The organism is Undibacterium sp. GW821-FHT07F11, from assembly GCF_059418665.1.
In genome coordinates this window covers 167,909-186,975 of record NZ_JBWKQH010000012.1, presented here as the reverse complement: position 1 = coordinate 186,975, position 19,067 = coordinate 167,909, and the positions used below count along the sequence as shown (strand labels likewise).

Here is a 19,067-nt window from a genome sequence, read left to right as displayed (position 1 = left end):
ATGAAAGTAATCGCATTTGCACGCAATGTACAGGGGACCGGAGCGAGCCGCCGCCTGCGCAATGCTGGCCAAACACCTGGCATCATCTACGGCGGTACAGAAGCACCAGTCGCCATCACTCTGGATCACAATGCGCTGTACCATGCATTGAAAAAAGAAGCGTTCCACTCTTCCATTCTGGACCTGGAAGTTGATGGCAAAGCAGAAAAAGTATTGTTGCGCGACTTCCAGGTCCACGCATACAAACAACTGGTTTTGCACGCTGATTTCCAACGCGTAGATCCTAACCAAAAAATCCACGTTAAAGTGCCTCTGCACTTCATCAATGCCGACGTATCCCCAGCTGTAAAACTGTCTTCCGCAGTGATCAGCCACGTTGCTGTTGAACTGGACGTTTCCTGCTTGCCAGCAGACTTGCCAGAATTCGTTGAAGTTGACCTGTCCAAACTGGAAGCCGGTCAATCCATCCACGTATCCCAACTGACACTGCCAAAAGGCGTGACAGCTGTTGTACACGGTGGTGACGCTACTGTTGCTATCGCTGTTGTGCCAGCTGGCGCAACTTCTGCAGAAGCTGAAGCAAAATAATTTGCATTCATGCGAATTAAATGAAAGCCGCCTTCGGGCGGCTTTTTTATTAGGACTTACGAAAAACCGCCCCAGCTGCGTTGTAGCTCCTAGCCGTACTAAACACCTTAACAATCCCCTCAGAAGCCTGATTTATTTTTTAAATGCAGGAAACTTTGCATATGCATCATGCGAGAATAGATATTACTATTTCTACTATCACTGATTTCCGGAGTTATTCGCATGCCCTCCCCCTCCTGCCGCAAGCTATGCCTGAGTCTGCTCATTCCCCTGTGTTTCACCATAATCAGCCCTGCCAGCCAGGCGCAACTGGCGGCTGGCATCAAATACGATACCAGCTATCCCATCATCAGCCCGGTCTATGCCAAACAAGGCATGGTGGTGACTGAGCAGGCGCTGGCGACCCAGGTTGGCCTCGACATACTCAAACGAGGCGGCAATGCGGTAGATGCTGCGGTGGCAGTTGGTTTTGCACTCGCTGTAGTCTTGCCGAACGCTGGCAATATAGGTGGCGGCGGTTTCATGATTATTCATGACAGCAAATCAGGTAAGGACATCGCGCTGGATTTCCGTGAACTGGCACCAGAAAAAGCCAGCCGTGACATGTATCTGGATGCGAAGGGCAATGTCATCTCTGGCAAATCCCTGTACAGCCATCTGGCAGTCGGCGTGCCTGGCACGGTGTCAGGCATGGACCTGGCTCTGCGCAAATACGGCAGCATGAAATGGAAGGATGTCATCGCCCCCGCCATACGTCTGGCCGATCAGGGCTTTGAGATCAGCCCGCATCTGGCAGAGCTGATCGATTCCAGCAAGAATCAGTTGGGCAAATGGCCCGCCAGCCGGGCAATTTTTTTCAAGGATGGCAAACCCATGCTGGCCGGTGAGCGCTTGCTGCAAAAAGACCTGGCGCAATCACTGCGCCTGATTGCCGAGCAAGGCCCGTCAGCGTTTTATGAAGGCGCAATCGCAAAAAAAATCGTCGCTGAAATGCAGCAGCATGAAGGTTTGATTTCTACCAGCGACCTGAAAAATTACAAGGCAGTGGAACGCGTCCCGGTACGCGGTAATTATCGCGGCTATGAAGTGGTCTCGATGCCGCCACCCAGTTCTGGTGGCGTGCATATCATCCAGATGCTGAACATGCTGGAACATTACCCTCTGAAGGAACAGGGAGCGAATAGCGCCCAGACTCTGCATCAACTCAGCGAGGTCATGAAACTGGCCTATGCTGACCGTTCTGAATTCCTGGGTGACCCTGATTATTACAAAGTGCCGACCAAGGCCCTGACTTCACGCGCCTATGCTGGTGAACTGGTCAAGAAAATACAGCCAGACCGTGCCACACCTTCAAGCGAGATCAAGCCTGGCAAACCCCTGCCCTATGAAAGCGACCAGACCACGCATTACAGTGTGGCCGACAAATTCGGCAATATCGTCGCCACCACTTACACCCTGAACCTGAACTTTGGCAGCGGCATCGTCGCCACTGGCACAGGCATCGTCCTGAATAATGAAATGGATGATTTCTCGGTCAAGGCAGGCGTACCAAATGCCTTTGGCTTGCTGGGTGGCGACGCCAACGCTGTACAAGGCTGGAAGCGGCCTCTAAGCTCGATGTCGCCCACGATAGTGCTCAAGGATGGCAAACCCTTTCTGGTGACTGGCAGCCCCGGTGGCAGCCGGATTATCACCACGACGCTGCAAACCATACTGAACGTCATAGACCATGACATGAACGTGGCCGAAGCCACCATCTCGCCGCGCATACACCAGCAATGGATGCCAGACCAGTTGCGCTTTGAAAAAGGCATCAGCATCGACACCCTGCGCCTGCTGGAACAAAAAGGTCAGGTATTACGCCCCACCGGCACTTTGGGCAAGACCCAGACCATACAGATAATCCCGCAAGGCTTTGCCGGGTATTCAGACCCGCGCAACCCGGATGGTGCTGCACTTGGGTTTTAAAGTTTTTCAGTCAGCCAGGACAGGATTTACCTGTTCAGGCTGATGTATCAAACAGCATCGCAAACTTCACCACCGCATACCATCTCACGTCGCGTCGCACCACTTCAGCCACATTGCTCGGTAAGCTTCCTCAACCTTGCGGGTAAATCCTGGCTCATCCATCAAGGCGCTGTTTTGCATTTCCTGGCGCAATCCTGCCCTGATACTTGCCAGTTGCTCTACATTCTCTGCCAGCGCAACGACTTTCTCTACATATTCATCTTCTGTATGCGCTATCCATTCCGGGCGCCCTAAACCTTCAAGTATGCAACTACCCAGGCGTCCCAGGCTTGGCCGGCCTGCCAGCGTCACAAAGGGCACACCCATGTGCAGTGTTTCAAACAAGGTGGTGCCAGAATTATGGGGGAAGCAATCCAGCCCTATATCAAGTGCCCTGAGCGTGTCCCAGGGTGGAGAATGAAAGCCGATATCAAGACGGGATTCGTCTATACCCTGGGCAGCAAATTTGTCCAACAAGGACTGCCGCAAATTCACATCCTGATAATTTGCGCTGTCGACCACCAGCACTGCATTTTTTAAGCGCTTCAGTATTTCCGACCAGACCCTGATGGTCCGGTGATTGATGCGTATGGACCTGGTCAATGTGCCTATCCTGATATGACCATTCCTCAGTGCCGGCAAAAGACTTACCTCACCCATGCCTGGTGCTGGCCTGTAAGCGTAGGAAGGTGCCCGCAATCGCCAGGGTTGTTCGGCAAACAGGGTTTCGCTGCCGGCAGGGGCACTGACATCATCGGTCAGCATGTAATCAATTGCTGTCAAGCCGGTGGTATAGCCATAACCGAGCCAGGAAACCTGCACCGGGGCGGGTCGCCGTGCAAATACCGACAGGCGGTTATTGGCAGTATGACCAGCCAGGTCGACCAGGATATCAATCCCGTCATTACGTATGCGCTCGGCAAGTGCAGCATCTGTCAGGCCACCGGTTTCTATCCAATGGTCAGCATAGCTTTTATAGCGCTCGGTGACACCATCAGCCACACTGAGCTGGGCGTAGGCATACACTTCAAACAAAGTCTTGTCATGATGACACATTAATGGTTCAAGGAAATATTGAACCGGATGGCGGCTAAAATCTGGCGATACATAGCCAATTTTTAGTCGTCGCTGACGATTTTTGTCATTGCCGAAGAGCAACCACTCACTTCGATAACGATTTGCATAGAGTTTTTCATAATCTTGGTAAGCAGCAAAAATTGCTTCTGCGCTACGGTCAGGATCATAATTAAGCATGAACAGCAGATTGCTATACGCCTGGGCATAGCCGGGGTCAAGCTTGACTGCCTGCCGGTAACTATTCTCGGCCTCTTCCAGTTTGCCTTGTCCGGCGAACAAACCGGCCAGATTGGTATAGGTTTCTGTTACGTCACTGCCTATCTGCAAGGCTTTGTCATAGCATGCCTCTGCATCAGAGAAACGATTGATCATGCTATAGGTGTTGCCAAGATTGTTGTACAACAAGACAGAATGCGCATCATTGGCGATGCCTTGCTGATAGATGGCAATGGCTTCCAGATACTGCTTGCGCTCGTGCAAAATGATACCCAGATTGCAATACGCTCCCGGCAATTGCGGCTGCGTGGCAATGGCCTGGCGATAACGTACTTCTGCTTCAGCCAGCCGGTTTTGTGTCTTATAAGCATCCCCCAGACTGATCATTGCTTCTGCAAAATCCGGACGCAAATTCAGGGCTTGAAGAAAATGTGTGATTGCCAGGTCAGTTTGCTGCAGATGACAGGCAACCAAGCCCAGATTCTGATGAGTCTCCGCATGCTGCGGGTGTATCCGTAGTGCCTGTAGGTATTGCTCTTTTGCCTGGGCGAATTGCCCCTTTGTCTGGTAAATCACGCCCAGATTGCAATACGCAGCGAAATGCTGGGGATTAGCTGCTATGGTGCAGAGATATTGCTCTGTTGCCTCATCCAGTAAATCATGGGCCTGGAACAGCGCTGCCAGATTGAAATGCGCATGACTGAACCCTGACTTGAGTTCCAGCACTTTTTGGTAAGCAGAGCGTGCCTCTTCCGGCTTCCCCAATGAAGTGAGCGTAACGGCAAGATTGAAATAGGCAAGGTGGTTTGCTGGTTGTTGCTGTATTACTCGCTCATAGCACGCCTGCGCGGCTTCAAACTGCCCCAATGCATCCAGTGTCAATCCCAGGTTAAGTTCAGCCTCAGGGAAGTCAGTTTTTATTTGCAGTGCCCGGCGATACTGGGTTTCAGCCCCGACATAGTCTTGCTGATCATAAAAGACATCACCCAGCTTGTTATTCAAATTGGCATCTTCTGGCTCTACCTGCAAGGCTTGCTGGTAATAGCGTGCTGCATCGATCAGTTTTCCTTCACGGTAACTGCGCTCAGCAAGGTCTGAAAGAGTGGTGCCTGCTCCGTCAAGGGCGTCACCAGCATCCACTGACTGGTGTAATGCGTCCTTCACCTGAACCACATTATTCGCTGATGAAAATTGCTTCTTTAACCAATTCAGCATTACTTACCTTTAAACAAATGATTTTCCTTCAGTACAACAAGGTGAAGGATTGTAAATCCTATTGGCCGTATAGCCGTAAAAAGTTGTACCTTCACTTTACTGCTCCTAGCATAGCAATAATTAAAAAACTTATGTTGATTGGCACAGAATTTGCTGATTGACCGTATCCACCATTATCCTTGCCATCGAGGAGAAAAAAATGCACGGCCAACTTGTTAAATTGCACCGCGGTTTCACACTTATAGAGTTAATGATTGTAGTTGCCATCATTGGTATTCTGGCAGCAATTGCCATTCCTCAATATTCTGATTATGTTTCGCGCACCAGAGCTGCAGGTGCCATGTCAGAACTCAACAGCCTGAAAAAAGAAATGTCCATTTGCTTTCAGAATGAAAGCGCCTGGACCAATTGCACAGTCATGGGGACCAACTCCATTCCTACTGTCACCACCTCCAAGTTTTTAGTCGGTGCAGTTCCCACTATTTCGGGCACTGGAGTAATTACCCAAGCGGCAACTGGCGCAACGACCAACACGGGCACACCTTTGAGTGTCGTTCTGACGCCATCCACTTTGGCAAACCAGGCTAATCTGATCTGGACTAATACAGGCACTATCTGTGATCCAGTGCGCGGCCTGAAACCTGGTCAAGGCGCTTGCTGATTATTGCAAGATATTTGAACTGCGTTTGATGAACTAAGAGGAACTGAGTAGACGTTTGTTTTGCTTATCAGCACAAGATAACACCTGAGTAAGAATGGACCCTCATGTTTATTCAAGTATTGTAATAGTCTGAGGTTGCGGTCGCAGATCATGCTTGCATTAATATGACTACCTCTGGTCTTACAGCACCCGAATTCACCTGCACGTAGCTAGTTCTTAAGTAGATATGATTCATGCGCGTCCATGCCATAAACTATCTGCGATCTAAAAAACAAACTGAACTCGAAAAACTGAACTCCAAAAGTTGATGTCTCGCTTCTGGAGTTTTTTTCACATTCAGAAATGGGAAGCAGTTTAGAGCTAGCAGTTAAGCAGAGAGAATTGCTGGAGATAGCAGGTCATTGATTTTGCACGGACTGGGTCGTTAGCTCAATAATCTTACTTAGTCCTTCATCACGACGATGACGCGGAAAATCTAATGCATAATAGTTTCGGAAGCGTCGAAAAACTGCACCAGACTCTTCACTCTATTCATAATATTCAAGGTCAAGTACTGCACAGAAATCAGATTCAACGCAGCTCACAAGTCATCATCTGAAGTGCGATGCATTTGTCTCATGAACTGCGCTGACAGATGTTTTCAGAGAAGTAGGGCAATGCATGACGACAGGTGTGCTGAAGCTATGTAAGCGACGCTCAACTATCAGCACCTTGTATGGGGAAATGGTTCAATAATGATTCAAGACAATCTGACAAAATCTGCTAGCAACCGCCCTGCCCGGCTTTCAAACCGCGAACTGGATCACAGATAGTACCCGAAGCAGTCCATAACATATTCGCCTGACCAGACAGGGTCGAAGGGGTAAGCGTCACCGACAAGGGGGTACCTGCGCTGGTTGTCGCTCCAGTTGACGCTTGGGTAATAGCCCCCGTACCGGCGATAGTTGGAGCTGCCCCCGTCAAAAACTTGGATGTTGCAACTGTAGGTATTCCATTCGTCCCCATGCTCGTACAGGCCGTCCAGGCTCCATCCGTTTGAAAGCAGAGCGACATTGCAGTCTTCAAGCTGTGTAGTTCGGCAATTGCACCTGCTGCTCTGGTACGTGACGTATAGTCAGCGTACTGAGGCAAGGCGATAGAGGCCAAGATACCAATAATGGCCACAACGATCATCAACTCAATCAGTGTGAATCCCTTTTGCAGCATTTTCAGTTGAGATTTCATGTCGTTTCTTTTTCTTTTGATCATTTGCTTATCATACCCTGACAATATTATCGGCAGTCGAATTGAACTCACAATGCGAGCAGCAATGCAAGTACAGTGAAATTAAATTGAAAAAAGCCCGTTACCGGGCTTTCGCAAGACATTGCAGGGGCTCACAATAAAACTTAGCAGCCACCTTGACCTGTTTTCAAACCACGTACTGGATCACACAGTGTACCTGCAGTTGTCCACTTCATGTTTGCCTGACCAGACAAGGTAGAAGGTGACAGTGTTGCAGCCAAAGCTACACCAGCGCTGGTTGTTGCGCCAGTTGAAGATTGCGTGATGATACCTGTACCAGCAATAGTTGGCAGAGCTGGCAGGAACTTGGAAGTAGCAACTGTAGGGATTGCGTTTGTGCCCATTGTTGTACAGTTAGTCCATGCACCTTCGTTTTGGAAGCAGATAGACATGGCAGATTTCAAGCTGTCCAACTCTGCAATCGCGCCAGCAGCACGAGTACGGGATGTGTAATCAGAATACTGAGGAATAGCGATCGCAGCCAAGATACCGATAATTGCAACAACAATCATCAATTCGATCAGTGTAAAGCCGCGTTGCAGCTGTTTAGGGATAGCTTTCATCTTAAATTCTTTCAAAAATTTTTATGGCACTACTAACAATATTAAGTAAACAACAAGCAAAAAAGATACCTTACAAAAGCAAAAAAGCCCGTTGAACGGGCTTTTTTTATTGCAAGAGCTGCTAAGAATTAGCAACCGCCTTGACCTGTTTTCAAGCCACGTACTGGATCGCACAGTGTACCTGCAGTTGTCCACAGCATGTTTGCTTGGCCGGACAATGTGGAAGGTGACAGTGTTGCAGCCAAAGCTACACCAGCGCTGGTTGTTGCGCCAGTTGAAGATTGCGTGATGATACCTGTACCAGCAATAGTTGGCAGAGCTGGCAGGAACTTGGAAGTAGCAACTGTAGGGATTGCGTTTGTGCCCATTGTTGTACAGTTAGTCCATGCGCCTTCGTTTTGGAAGCAGATAGACATGGCAGATTTCAAGCTGTCCAACTCTGCAATCGCGCCAGCAGCACGAGTACGGGATGTGTAATCAGAATACTGAGGAATAGCGATCGCAGCCAAGATACCGATAATTGCAACAACAATCATCAATTCGATCAGTGTAAAGCCGCGTTGCAGCTGTTTAGGGATAGCTTTCATTATGAACTCCAGGAAAAAGTTGAAATCAGGAACTACGCTTCACATGTAGCAATCACCGTGCCAGTTTTTGTTTACTGGGCAACTACGCATTTTCTTATGCGGAAATCGTAAGTTTCATGAATCATCGGACAAGAAGTGACGAAATGCGTCAATAGTTGACATTTTATCCATGCTAATATTTGTCAATGTTTGTGTCAGATCACAAAGACGACTGACAAGTCTGTCAGTCATGTAAAAAATTGTTTCAAGACTTGATACAAATTTGAAAAGAATATTTCTTGGCGCCAGAACTACGTTACACACGTGTGCACGCAAATGCACTTGGACAGGGCTGACAATAATTACTGCTCAGAAAATAGTAACGCGGAAAATCAGGTCGTGAGACTTGAGCTATCCCTGCCGCATAAACGCTGGCAGGGATCAGGGATATAGCATCTGATTAATAGAAAATCACGGCCATTTTTGTCCCTGCCAGCTCTATCATGTCTGCATGCTTGAGGGTATGTGGTTTGTCCTTGATGGACTGGGTATTGACTGTGGCCGATGCACTGCCTTCTACCTGGGCGATGACATAGTCCTTGCCCTGCTGGGTAATAGCAATAACCTGGGTGCCAGGGCTGCCTATTGTAGTAACAGCCTTGATCAGGTTGAGTTCCTTACCTGAATTAGGGCCGGTCATGACCTTGATCTTGGCCCTGGGCTTATCGACAGAAGCCGGTTGCACCTGGCCTGGCTCGGGTACAAAAGTCTGCTTGCCTGACTCTTCTACCTGAAACCGTAGTTTGTATTTACCGATGTCGATGACATCATCATGCTGCAACAGGTGTTTTTTGACAGGCTGTGCATTCACCATGGTGCCGTTAGTGCTACCAAGATCAAGTACAAAAGAACCATTGGAAGAGGTATCTATCGCGGCATGCTGACCGCTGACCGTCAGGTGATCGATGACAATATCATTACTAGGGCGCCGACCTACCGTGAGGCGTGATTTGCTGATAGTGATTTCTTGCTGAACCAAACCATTAAAGGTGACGATAATTTTCGCCATAAATCTCTCATCAATTCATAACCCCCGACCTACCGGGTAAATGTTCTTTGCAACCAGGACTTGTTTTCTTCGTTGACCAGGCGGAACAGGACAACTGAAATATTATCCAGCCCCCCCCTGTCCTTGGCACCATCGATCAGCGCTTCGGCACAACGGTCAAGGTCAGACTCGTACTGTCTGATCAAGGATTGGATTTCATCATGCCCAAGCATATCGGTCAATCCATCTGAGCACATCAGATACAAATCTTCTTCTTCAGTATGGTGCGTATGCAACTCCGTGTGCACCTCAGCCAGTGTACCGACCGCCCTGGTAATCAGATTCTTAATAGAAGAATAACGTGCTTCTTCTTCAGTAACCAGCCCGGCATTAATTTGCTCCTGCAGCACGGAATGATCCTGCGTCAGGCGTGTCAATACGCCTGAGCGATAGCGATAAGCACGGGAATCCCCGACGTGCGCCAGCAGGAGCTTATCTTGCAAACAACATGCCACCACCACCGTGGTACCCATGCCTGCGCATTCTGGATTGGTTTGCGCCGTATATAAGACGTTGCGATTAGCCAGCTCGACCGACTCGGTGATCCAGCGCGCCATCGCCAATGGCCTTGGCCCCATGGATGGGAACCAGATGGCATCCATCTTGCTACATAAATATTCAGCGATGATTTGGGCGGTCATGGCGCTGGCGACTTCGCCCGCGTTATATCCCCCCATGCCATCAGCCAGGACCGCACAGCCATAGTCGGCACAAACGATGATGGCATCTTCGTTGTGCGACCTGACTAAGCCCGTATCAGATAGGGCAGCAAATGTTAATACGCGCTGGTATGGCATCAATAAACGCTGGGATAAATCCTGGAGTGAATAAATTTATATTAATTAGATAAGATTTTGAAGTTATCTTATATTCGGATTATCTTAATGAGAGCTTAAGCAAAACAACCAGTCTTACTTTGCAAACCCGCCTTTGGTGCGACTATGCGACTGCGCGACCGTATTTTAAAAATACTGCCGTCTGGGAGTTGCCTGATAATTTTGCGTAAATCCTCTTTTTCTTTCTCTACCTATATTTTTTAAATTTGTTCTCTGGCTTGGCCCTTCACAAATTATTTACACAATAAGCTAAATAATCAGTTAAGCCAAACATACACAATTTAATAGCCAATGGCTACGTATGTTTAAGCTTAACATTAAGGAAATCTATTTGCACGGATATCCACAAGAAACCCAGGCATAAATAAAAAAGAGTCGCAAAATTTGCGACTCTTTTTCTTGCTAAGCAGCTTTACAGCGCTTAACTTACAGCATGGCTTTCAACAAACGCGCCATTTCTGACGGGTTTTTAGTGGCCTTGATGCCGCATTCTTCCATGATGTCGAGCTTGGCTTGTGCCGTATCAGCACCACCAGAGATCAGCGCGCCTGCATGGCCCATGCGCTTGCCCGGAGGCGCAGTCACACCGGCGATGAAGCCAACAACCGGCTTCTTCATGTTGTCGCGTACCCAGTAAGAAGCATTCGCTTCATCCGGGCCACCGATTTCACCGATCATGATGACAGCATCAGTATCTGGATCATCATTGAACATCTTCATGATGTCGATGTGTTTCAGACCATTGATAGGGTCGCCACCAATACCAACAGCAGAAGACTGACCCAGACCCAGCGCAGTCAGTTGACCCACTGCTTCATAAGTCAGAGTACCGGAACGGGAAACCACGCCGATACGACCTTTACGGTGGATATGGCCTGGCATGATACCGATCTTGATTTCGTCTGGTGTAATCAGACCTGGGCAGTTAGGGCCGAGCAATTTTGTTTTGCTGCCGGCTTTAGCCATGCGGTCTTTCAACATCATCATGTCACGGACAGGGATGCCTTCAGTGATGCAAATTGCCAGGTCCAGGTCAGCTTCTACGGCTTCCCAGATGGCAGCGGCTGCGCCTGCTGGTGGAACATAGATAACGGAAACTGTCGCGCCAGTAGCAGCTTTAGCTTCTGTCACGTTAGCAAAAATCGGGATGCCTTCGAAATCTTCGCCAGCTTTTTTCGGGTTCACGCCAGCGACGAAACAGTTTTTACCGTTTGCGTAATCGCGGCACATGCGAGTATGGAACTGGCCAGTTTTGCCAGTGATACCTTGGGTGATGACTTTAGTGTCTTTATTGATCAGGATGGACATATCTGTTCCTTGCGATTATTAAGCTTGAGCTGCAGCAGCTGCAACAACCTTCTGTGCTGCTTCTTCCATCGTGTCAGCCGCGATGATAGGCAGGCCAGAGTCAGCCAGCATCTTCTTGCCGATGTCTTCGTTAGTACCCTTCATACGCACAACCAGTGGTACTTGCAGGGAAACTGCCTTGGATGCAGTGATCACGCCTTCAGCGATCACGTCGCAACGCATGATGCCGCCGAAAATGTTGACCAGGATGGCTTTCAGGCCTGGGTTTTTCAACATGATCTTGAAGGCTTCTGTCACTTTTTCTGCTGTCGCACCACCACCTACGTCGAGGAAGTTGGCTGGTTCGCCGCCGAACAGTTTGATGGTATCCATCGTTGCCATCGCCAGACCAGCACCGTTGACCAGGCAACCGATATTGCCGTCGAGGGAGATGTAAGCCAGGTCAAATTTGGACGCTTCGATTTCAGCCGGATCTTCTTCATCCAGATCGCGGTAAGCCACGATTTCTGGTTGACGGAACAATGCATTCGCGTCGAAGTTGAATTTCGCATCCAGTGCGATAACCTTGCCGGAGCCAGTCAGGATCAAAGGATTGATCTCAGCCAGGGAGCAGTCAGTTTCCATGAAGGCTTTGTACAAACCTTGCAACTGTACACGCGCGTCAGCGATAGAGCCTTCTGGCACACCGATTTTGCGGGAAATGTCATCCGCTTCAGCATCTTGCAAGCCAGCAGTCGGATCGATTGCCAGGTTGTGAATCAGTTCTGGATGTTTTTCTGCTACTTCTTCAATATCCATACCGCCTTCGCTGGAGGCCATCAAGACCACGCGCTGGCTGATACGGTCAGTGACCATACTGACATACAGTTCTTTTTTGATGTCCGCGCCTTCTTCGATCAACAGGCGACGAACCTTTTGACCTTCAGCACTGGTCTGATGCGTGACCAGTTGCATGCCCAGAATCGCGTCAGCGTATTCACGCACTTGTTCCAGGGATTTAGCGACTTTCACGCCACCACCCTTGCCACGGCCACCGGCGTGTATCTGTGCTTTGACAACCCAGACTGGTCCGCCCAGCGTTTCAGCCGCTTTGACAGCTTCGTCAACAGACAGGCATGGAATACCGCGTGGTACTGTCACTCCGAATTTGCGGAGGATTTCTTTACCCTGATACTCATGAATTTTCATACGACTTCCCTTCAGACACTGAGGTATAAATAATTAAACAAACAAACTAGCTGGGTGATTTCACGTCAGGCGATGCTTTTGCCCAACGCGGGTAATATTGAACAACCGCCGGCCCATCAGTACGAAGGGCGTGACAGCGATCAAGTTGAAAAGGTTGTTGAGCCTGCTGGCCACGGTCAGTCGCGCCGTCGCGAGTATCAATCACATCCCCGGCAAAAGCCTGGACTGCCGCCGTCGGCAGGATTTGCGCCATTTCGGTCAAATGGGTGCAACCATGCACACCAGACATGCGTTCTTTCACGCCCTGGCGAAATTGCCTGAGTAAATTCAGGCCGATGAGTTTCTTGTAATCAGGGGTGATAACTTCGCAGTAACCTGGATAAGGGACTGCATCAGAAGACGCTTCTACATCAACGATGGTCAATTGCAAATCGATGGTAATGCGCAGGCTGAGGTCATGCAGCGCGCTGCCATTGGGGCGCACGCCAGATGCGAGGGTGATATCGCGGGGCTTATAGTCAGTGATACGGGCGTCAAGATCCCACAATCCATCATCGCGCGCGAACGCTTCGATCTGGATAGTACGCGTATGCTTCAGGGCGCGTCGGTTGATTGACGAAGATAAGGGCATCATGCCTGCTGGCGGCTAAACCAAAATACTCAATAAATAGCCACAATTGCGTGTCGTTACCGCAGCTTCTACGATAACAGCCGCTCCTGCGGCCCTGCAAAAAAACCAGCAGAGTTTAGCACAGACCAGCCGCGAACTCATCATTTGACTACAATTTAAGCAGTTTTCTGAGTATGCTTATGCAGAAATCTAAGCAGAAAATTAAGTTTTTTGTTGTTTGGCAGAAGAAAACGGGGCGATTATCAGGCAAATGCCTTTCCTTACAATATCGATATGTACTTGAAAGCCGCGCTCATTCAAATCGCAAACTGGCACCTGTTTCAAAGTTCGGGTCGAAGTTTTCGCTTTGCAGGTCAGGTCTGGACTCATCAGGTAACAACTTACCAACCCGACATCTAAGCTTCAATAGCAAGGATATCCCCTCACTCCGTCATTCCTGCTCAGGCAGGAATCCATCGTGTTAACACTTTTAGAGCAAAATCTGCCGCGATCTTATTGAAGATTTTTAAGTCCACGCAACCAGATCAAAAACAAACATGGGTCAAGAACAGACAAAATTAAACAACGCCGCGGAGGCCAGCCTGCGCTGGGGCAACATGATTGAAATGATGAGGATGTTGGAATTTTAAACATTATTCATCATCCTCATCCCGCGGCACCCGCATCGCCGCCTGCGTTGCCCGGCTTGAAAACCCCCTCTGCTGCAAAAACGCTGCCTGCTTCATTTTTTCCTGATGGTCTTGCGGCGCATGCCGGAATTTCCTGTGCAAGACCTGAACCGCCCTCTCTACTTCAGACTCTTTCAAGTCTTCCTTGACGTTTTCTATATCCTGCGCATCCAGACCATGGCTTTGCAGCTCCGCCAAAATACGGTTATTACCAAACCTAGCTTGCCGCCGGTTCACCAGCGACTCAGAAAATCGTTCGCCAGACAAATACTTGGCCGCCTCCAGAAAATCCAGCACGGCAGCCACGTCATCGCCTTCTTCTACATAGCGTGCCAGCTTGCGTTCCAGCTCCATGCGGCTATGCTCACGCATGGATAAGTAACGCAGGGCACGGGCTTTCAGACTAATGGCAGGTTTTTTCATACTTTAAAAGCAAAAAATGCCGGTTGGCAGCGACCAACCGGCATGATACAAAACTATGGTGCTGACAGTGTCGCAGCTTGGTGCTACAACTTAGTGCCTCAACTCAGTGTTTCAACTCAGTGTTTCAACTTACTCAGCCGTCGCCGCTGATGGCATCAACAAAGGTACGCCCAGATGTTCACGCACTTTGTTTTCAATTTCAAATGACAGTTCAGGACGCTCTTTCAGATAAGTACGTGCATTGTCCTTACCCTGGCCAATACGCTCACCGTTATAGCTATACCATGCGCCTGCTTTTTCTATGATCTTGGCATCGGCTGCCAGATCCAGAATCTCGCCTTCGCGTGAAGTGCCTTCGCCATACATGATGTCAAAGTGCGCTTCTTTAAATGGCGGTGCCACCTTGTTCTTGACAACCTTGACCTTGGTTTCATTACCCACCACTTCATCACCAGACTTGATAGAACCGGTGCGGCGGATATCCAGACGTACGGAAGCATAAAACTTCAGTGCATTACCGCCTGTCGTCGTCTCAGGGCTACCAAACATGACGCCAATCTTCATACGGATCTGGTTAATAAAAATCACCAGGGTATTGGTACGTTTGATACTGCCTGTCAGCTTACGCAAAGCCTGAGACATCAGACGTGCTTGCAGACCAGGCAAAGAATCACCCATGTCGCCCTCAATCTCGGCACGTGGCGTCAAAGCTGCGACCGAGTCAATAACCACCAGGTCAACACTGCCTGAACGTACCAGCGCATCGGTAATTTCCAGTGCCTGCTCACCTGTATCAGGCTGTGAAATCAGCAAATCAGACAGATTCACACCCAGTTTTTGAGCGTAACCAACGTCCAGCGCATGCTCAGCATCGATAAACGCACAAGTACCACCCAGCTTTTGCATTTCAGCAATCGCCTGCAGCGTCAATGTGGTTTTACCAGAAGATTCAGGGCCATAAATCTCAACAACACGGCCACGTGGCAAGCCACCGACGCCCAGCGCAATATCCAGCCCCAGAGAGCCAGTAGAGACAACCTGCACCTCTTCCACCACTTCACCGTCGGCCATACGCATGACCGAACCTTTACCAAACTGCTTTTCTATCTGTGCCAGCGCTGCTGCAAGTGCCTTTGCTTTTTCTGAGGCATTTTCTGGTTTCTTATCGTCCATACATTCTTTCATTCAATAAGCGGCGGGTGGAAAAAGGAATACAGGCTTAATTTCCTGCGATTTGCAGTACTGTATAAAAAAACAGTGATTTATGCAAGCGACTTTTTGCATTGATTGCTGAACGGGGGATTTTACAGCGAAGTATTGGCAATCATCCAATTATTATTCATTTGGCAAAATTTCTCGGCAGTCGATTTTGACAGCCGATAGATAAATCTGATCAAAAGAATAAAGTTACTGTCAGTTTCCACGCTCGCGTTCAACTGACGGCACCTCTCACTTGCGCTTTTGCACCTTGCACCCGCTAATTATGCTGCTGCAGCCTGTAACGAAGGCAAAGGCTGTGCTGTCTCATCGCTCACACTGACCATATTGACTACTGCTGCATCAAACTGGTAAGTACTCGCCTCATGCAGCTTCCATGCGCCGTCACCTAGCAAGTGCAGAACATGAGTGTGGTGCTTCAGCACGGCGGGGCGGTGGGCGATACTGATCAAGGTGACGCCGCTCTCACGCAGGCGTGCGTACAGGGCTGATTCGTTGGCACTGTCGAGTGCGCTGGTTGCTTCGTCGAGAATGACAATGCCAGGTGTATGGACCAGGATGCGGGCGAATGCCATGCGTTGCTGCTCGCCGACGGACAGCAGCTTTTCCCAGTCCTGCACCGCAGACAGGCCGCCTACACGCTCAGCCAGTTGTGGCAGATACACTTGATCGAGAATCTCCAGTAACTGTTCGTCGCTTAGTTCTGAGTCAGCGCTAGGGTAGATCAGTTGGCTACGCAGCGAACCCATCTGCAAATAAGGTTGCTGCGGCAGGAAAAAGAAATCTTCCAGCGGCGGATGATGGATGAGGCCGCTACCGGTGTGCCACAATCCGGCAATCGCCCGTAATAGCGAGCTTTTGCCGCAGCCGCTGTCGCCGGTAATGAGCAGTGCCTCACCTGGTTGCAATGCAAGGCTCAGTTCCTTGATCAGTACGCGTTGTGATTGCGGTGGATGCAGTGTGACTGATTCCAGTGCGAGCCGGGTGCCTGGGCGTAACTGGATGCGTACGGGCTCGACCTCTGCAGTCGGTTCGGATTTCGTCTTCGGTAAAACCAGGTCGGACAATGTCTGCAGCCGGCCTACGCCCGCCACAAAGCGGCTCAGGCTCTCGAAGTTTTCAACGATCACGCCCACTGCGCCGAGTACGGCAGCAAATGCCCCGACCGCCTGCGTCGCGCGCCCCACCTCCAGCTCACCTGACAGGACTTGCTGGGCAAGTATCGCCACTGGCAATACCAAAGTGAGCTGGCTGAACGTGCGCTGGTACAGATTAAGAGAACGCTGTTTCTTGATCAGCTTGTCGTAGTTCTGGATGACGCGGTGAAGCTTGCTGTCTATATGCGCGCGCTCCTGCGCTTCGCCGCGGTAGAAGGCGATTGATTCAGCATTTTCGCGTACACGCATCAGACTGTAACGGAAGTCGGCCTCGCGCCGAAGCTGCCAGAAATTCAGGTGTATCAAGGGGTTGCCAAATGCATACAGCGCTGCACCAGTACCGATAAGGGCGTACACCACCAATACGCCGACCAGCAAGTGGGAGATTGACCACAGCACGGCGCTGAACGCCACCAACTGCATGGCAGCCCCCAAAAAAATGAGCAGGAAGTTGATGGACCTGCCTGTAAAGGTATTAATGTCTTCGCTGATGCGCTGGTCAGGATTGTCGAGTTCGCTATTGGCACCGAGTGCGTAGTATTTACGGTCTTTAAGATAGCCGTCGAGAAAGCGCCCGCTGAGCCAGCGTCGCCACTGGTTGGCGAACAGGTCACGCATGTAATAGTAAAACGCATAAGTCGGCACGGCAAAGGCCAGCACCATCAGGCAGGTTCGCACGGATTCCCAAAAGCGCTCTCCTTCCTTAGCGGCCAGTGCCGACGTCATTTCTCCGGCCTGATCGTTCAGCATGACTGCAAACTTGGTTTCAAACAGCATTAACACGATCAGCAGCACCAGGAGGATCCAGGCTCTCTTCCATTCTTCGCCCAGCCAGTAAGGTTTGGCGACATCAATGAATTGCCGCCACGCAGAAAGTGAGAGAAAGGCAGTACGACGCCTCTTGGGTGGTGGGGGCACACCATCAGTTTCCTCGTTGGGACGCGTGTCGCTTAAGATAGTCATGATCAGATTCTGTGGATATAGGCTTTTCTTCAGTATGGGATCTGACGCGATATCGTTCTGTGCGGAAACAGACATAATCCTGCAAGGCAGGATGAAAAACTGAGAAATTGACGATACGAGGCACCGATATGTCCCACCCGTGCTACATGGCACGTCTGACTGCGGTCGAATGCAAATAGACGTGATTAGTAATTTGAAACCATAAAGTCAATCCGACTGTTGATGGGACATGCATGCTTCATATTTTCAACTTGCGATAGGAAAAGCAATGGCAGGGGAATTTTTAATCAAGGAATTGCAATCTTAAGATCAGAGCTGGTATAGCCACTATCTCCCCGAAAAAAGTGGTATAGCCCTTCAGCCAATTCAATAATTGACTCGAATATCCCATAAATTCTAACGCCGCCGGTACCTGGCGGGGGTTTCGCCTACAAGACGTGTAAATAAGCGGGAGAAACTGCTGACATCAGAATAACCAACCTCTGTAGTAATACGCGCGATGCTCCAGCTTGTGCTGTTCAACAACTGCTTTGCTTTTTCAACCCGTGCGAGTTGCAGCATACTTAGGGGTGATTGCCCTGTTTCGACTTTGATCCGCCTCAGCAAAGTACTTGGACTTATATGAAAAGTGAACGCCAGGCGATTAAGGTCATACTCGTCGGTCAATCGATCACTGAACCAGCGCTGCAATTGTTGCGAAAAAGCGGGCAGACCTCTCTCCATCAAAGCGCTATCGATAAATGGCGATTGGCTGGCACGCTGGTTGGGCAATAAGGCAACCCGTGCGGTGGCAGTTGCCACGTCAGCACCCAGCGTGCGCTTGATAAGCTGAATGGCAAGATCAAACGATGAACTGACTGCGCCGGTGGTCATGACTGCGCCGTCCTCCAAAAAAACAGCATCAGCCTGTAGCCTGGTCGCCGGATACCGCCGGGCAAGCTCTGGGGCAAACAGCCAGGCAGTTGTAGATTTGCGGCCATTTAAAAGACCAGCTTCGCCCAGCAGGAATGCTCCGACACATGCGGAAGCAACTGCAGTTCCCGCAGCAAAAGTCTTTTTGATGAAAGCAAGCTCGCGTGACAAAGAAGCCAGTTTTCTGTCCCAGTCAACATGGCGGTTTATTTCAAGCCCCGGCACAACGAGTAAATCGTATTTACCCGCAGGTCGCTTAATTCCAATAGAAATTCCACCAGCAATATTGATGCTTTTCCCCGCAAGACCAATCAGCTCTATATCGAACGCTGGCCTCTTGCGCGACTTGATACCCAGACCAAGATCCATTCCTATCCTCAGGACATCGGTGATGCCAAACACCTGAGACCCCATGCAGGCTTCGTACACCAATATAGCTATCCGCAAGGATGTTGAATCTGTCATGACGAGCATTCTG

16 protein-coding genes are annotated in these 19,067 nt (G+C 49.7%); 3 read left to right on the top strand and 13 right to left on the bottom strand.

Features of this window, described 5'->3' with window-relative positions; genetic code table 11:
• Both AC07OI_RS26820 and ggt read left to right on the top strand, forming a co-directional pair.
• The gene (locus AC07OI_RS26820) at positions 1 to 588 is read left to right on the top strand and encodes a 50S ribosomal protein L25/general stress protein Ctc (protein WP_492705598.1); all 588 of its coding nucleotides are present in this window, start codon (positions 1 to 3) and stop codon (positions 586 to 588) included.
• 222 nt (positions 589 to 810) lie between these two features.
• On the top strand, positions 811 to 2,556 hold the full coding sequence (gene ggt / locus AC07OI_RS26815) for a gamma-glutamyltransferase (RefSeq protein WP_495259294.1): 1,746 nt from the start codon (positions 811 to 813) through the stop codon (positions 2,554 to 2,556).
• A gap of 84 nt (positions 2,557 to 2,640) precedes the next feature.
• On the opposite strand, the gene AC07OI_RS26810 is transcribed toward ggt, so the two are convergent.
• A complete protein-coding gene (locus tag AC07OI_RS26810) occupies positions 2,641 to 5,103 on the bottom strand; it encodes a tetratricopeptide repeat protein (RefSeq protein WP_495259293.1) in 2,463 nt (820 codons plus the stop codon).
• Positions 5,104 to 5,302: 199 nt separating this feature from the next.
• Here AC07OI_RS26810 and AC07OI_RS26805 point away from each other — a divergent pair, with 199 nt between their 5' ends.
• A complete protein-coding gene (locus AC07OI_RS26805) occupies positions 5,303 to 5,764 on the top strand; it encodes a pilin (RefSeq protein WP_495259292.1) in 462 nt (153 codons plus the stop codon).
• 762 nt (positions 5,765 to 6,526) lie between these two features.
• Here the strand turns inward: AC07OI_RS26805 and AC07OI_RS26800 are convergent.
• The 12 genes from AC07OI_RS26800 to AC07OI_RS26745 form a co-directional block, all read right to left on the bottom strand.
• Entirely contained in the window at positions 6,527 to 6,988 is a 462-nt protein-coding gene (locus AC07OI_RS26800) for a pilin (protein ID WP_495259291.1), read from the bottom strand.
• A gap of 164 nt (positions 6,989 to 7,152) precedes the next feature.
• The gene (locus AC07OI_RS26795) at positions 7,153 to 7,611 is read right to left on the bottom strand and encodes a pilin (protein WP_495259290.1); all 459 of its coding nucleotides are present in this window, start codon (positions 7,609 to 7,611) and stop codon (positions 7,153 to 7,155) included.
• 128 nt (positions 7,612 to 7,739) lie between these two features.
• Entirely contained in the window at positions 7,740 to 8,198 is a 459-nt protein-coding gene (locus AC07OI_RS26790) for a pilin (protein WP_495259289.1), read from the bottom strand.
• 439 nt (positions 8,199 to 8,637) lie between these two features.
• A complete protein-coding gene (locus AC07OI_RS26785; protein WP_492705583.1) occupies positions 8,638 to 9,246 on the bottom strand; it encodes an FHA domain-containing protein in 609 nt (202 codons plus the stop codon).
• A 29-nt stretch (positions 9,247 to 9,275) separates the two neighbouring features.
• Positions 9,276 to 10,082, bottom strand: a complete 807-nt coding sequence (locus tag AC07OI_RS26780) for a Stp1/IreP family PP2C-type Ser/Thr phosphatase (RefSeq protein WP_492705581.1) — start codon at positions 10,080 to 10,082, stop codon at positions 9,276 to 9,278.
• A 465-nt stretch (positions 10,083 to 10,547) separates the two neighbouring features.
• Positions 10,548 to 11,429 carry a succinate--CoA ligase subunit alpha gene (gene sucD / locus AC07OI_RS26775; RefSeq protein WP_492705579.1) on the bottom strand — a complete coding sequence of 294 codons (882 nt, stop codon included), beginning with the start codon at positions 11,427 to 11,429 and terminating at the stop codon, positions 10,548 to 10,550.
• An 18-nt stretch (positions 11,430 to 11,447) separates the two neighbouring features.
• On the bottom strand, positions 11,448 to 12,632 hold the full coding sequence (sucC, locus tag AC07OI_RS26770) for an ADP-forming succinate--CoA ligase subunit beta (RefSeq protein ID WP_268978095.1): 1,185 nt from the start codon (positions 12,630 to 12,632) through the stop codon (positions 11,448 to 11,450).
• A 31-nt stretch (positions 12,633 to 12,663) separates the two neighbouring features.
• On the bottom strand, positions 12,664 to 13,248 hold the full coding sequence (locus AC07OI_RS26765; protein WP_492705650.1) for a DUF2889 domain-containing protein: 585 nt from the start codon (positions 13,246 to 13,248) through the stop codon (positions 12,664 to 12,666).
• A 632-nt stretch (positions 13,249 to 13,880) separates the two neighbouring features.
• On the bottom strand, positions 13,881 to 14,339 hold the full coding sequence (gene recX / locus AC07OI_RS26760) for a recombination regulator RecX (protein WP_492705577.1): 459 nt from the start codon (positions 14,337 to 14,339) through the stop codon (positions 13,881 to 13,883).
• 129 nt (positions 14,340 to 14,468) lie between these two features.
• Complete coding sequence (recA, locus tag AC07OI_RS26755) at positions 14,469 to 15,512, bottom strand: recombinase RecA (protein ID WP_492705575.1); 1,044 nt, start codon at positions 15,510 to 15,512, stop codon at positions 14,469 to 14,471.
• A 308-nt stretch (positions 15,513 to 15,820) separates the two neighbouring features.
• Positions 15,821 to 17,677: an ABC transporter ATP-binding protein/permease gene (locus tag AC07OI_RS26750; protein ID WP_495259288.1), complete on the bottom strand. Its 1,857-nt coding sequence runs from the start codon at positions 17,675 to 17,677 to the stop codon at positions 15,821 to 15,823.
• Between the two features lie 396 nt (positions 17,678 to 18,073).
• A complete protein-coding gene (locus AC07OI_RS26745; protein ID WP_495259287.1) occupies positions 18,074 to 19,054 on the bottom strand; it encodes a GlxA family transcriptional regulator in 981 nt (326 codons plus the stop codon).
• Between the last annotated feature and the right edge of the window lie 13 nt (positions 19,055 to 19,067).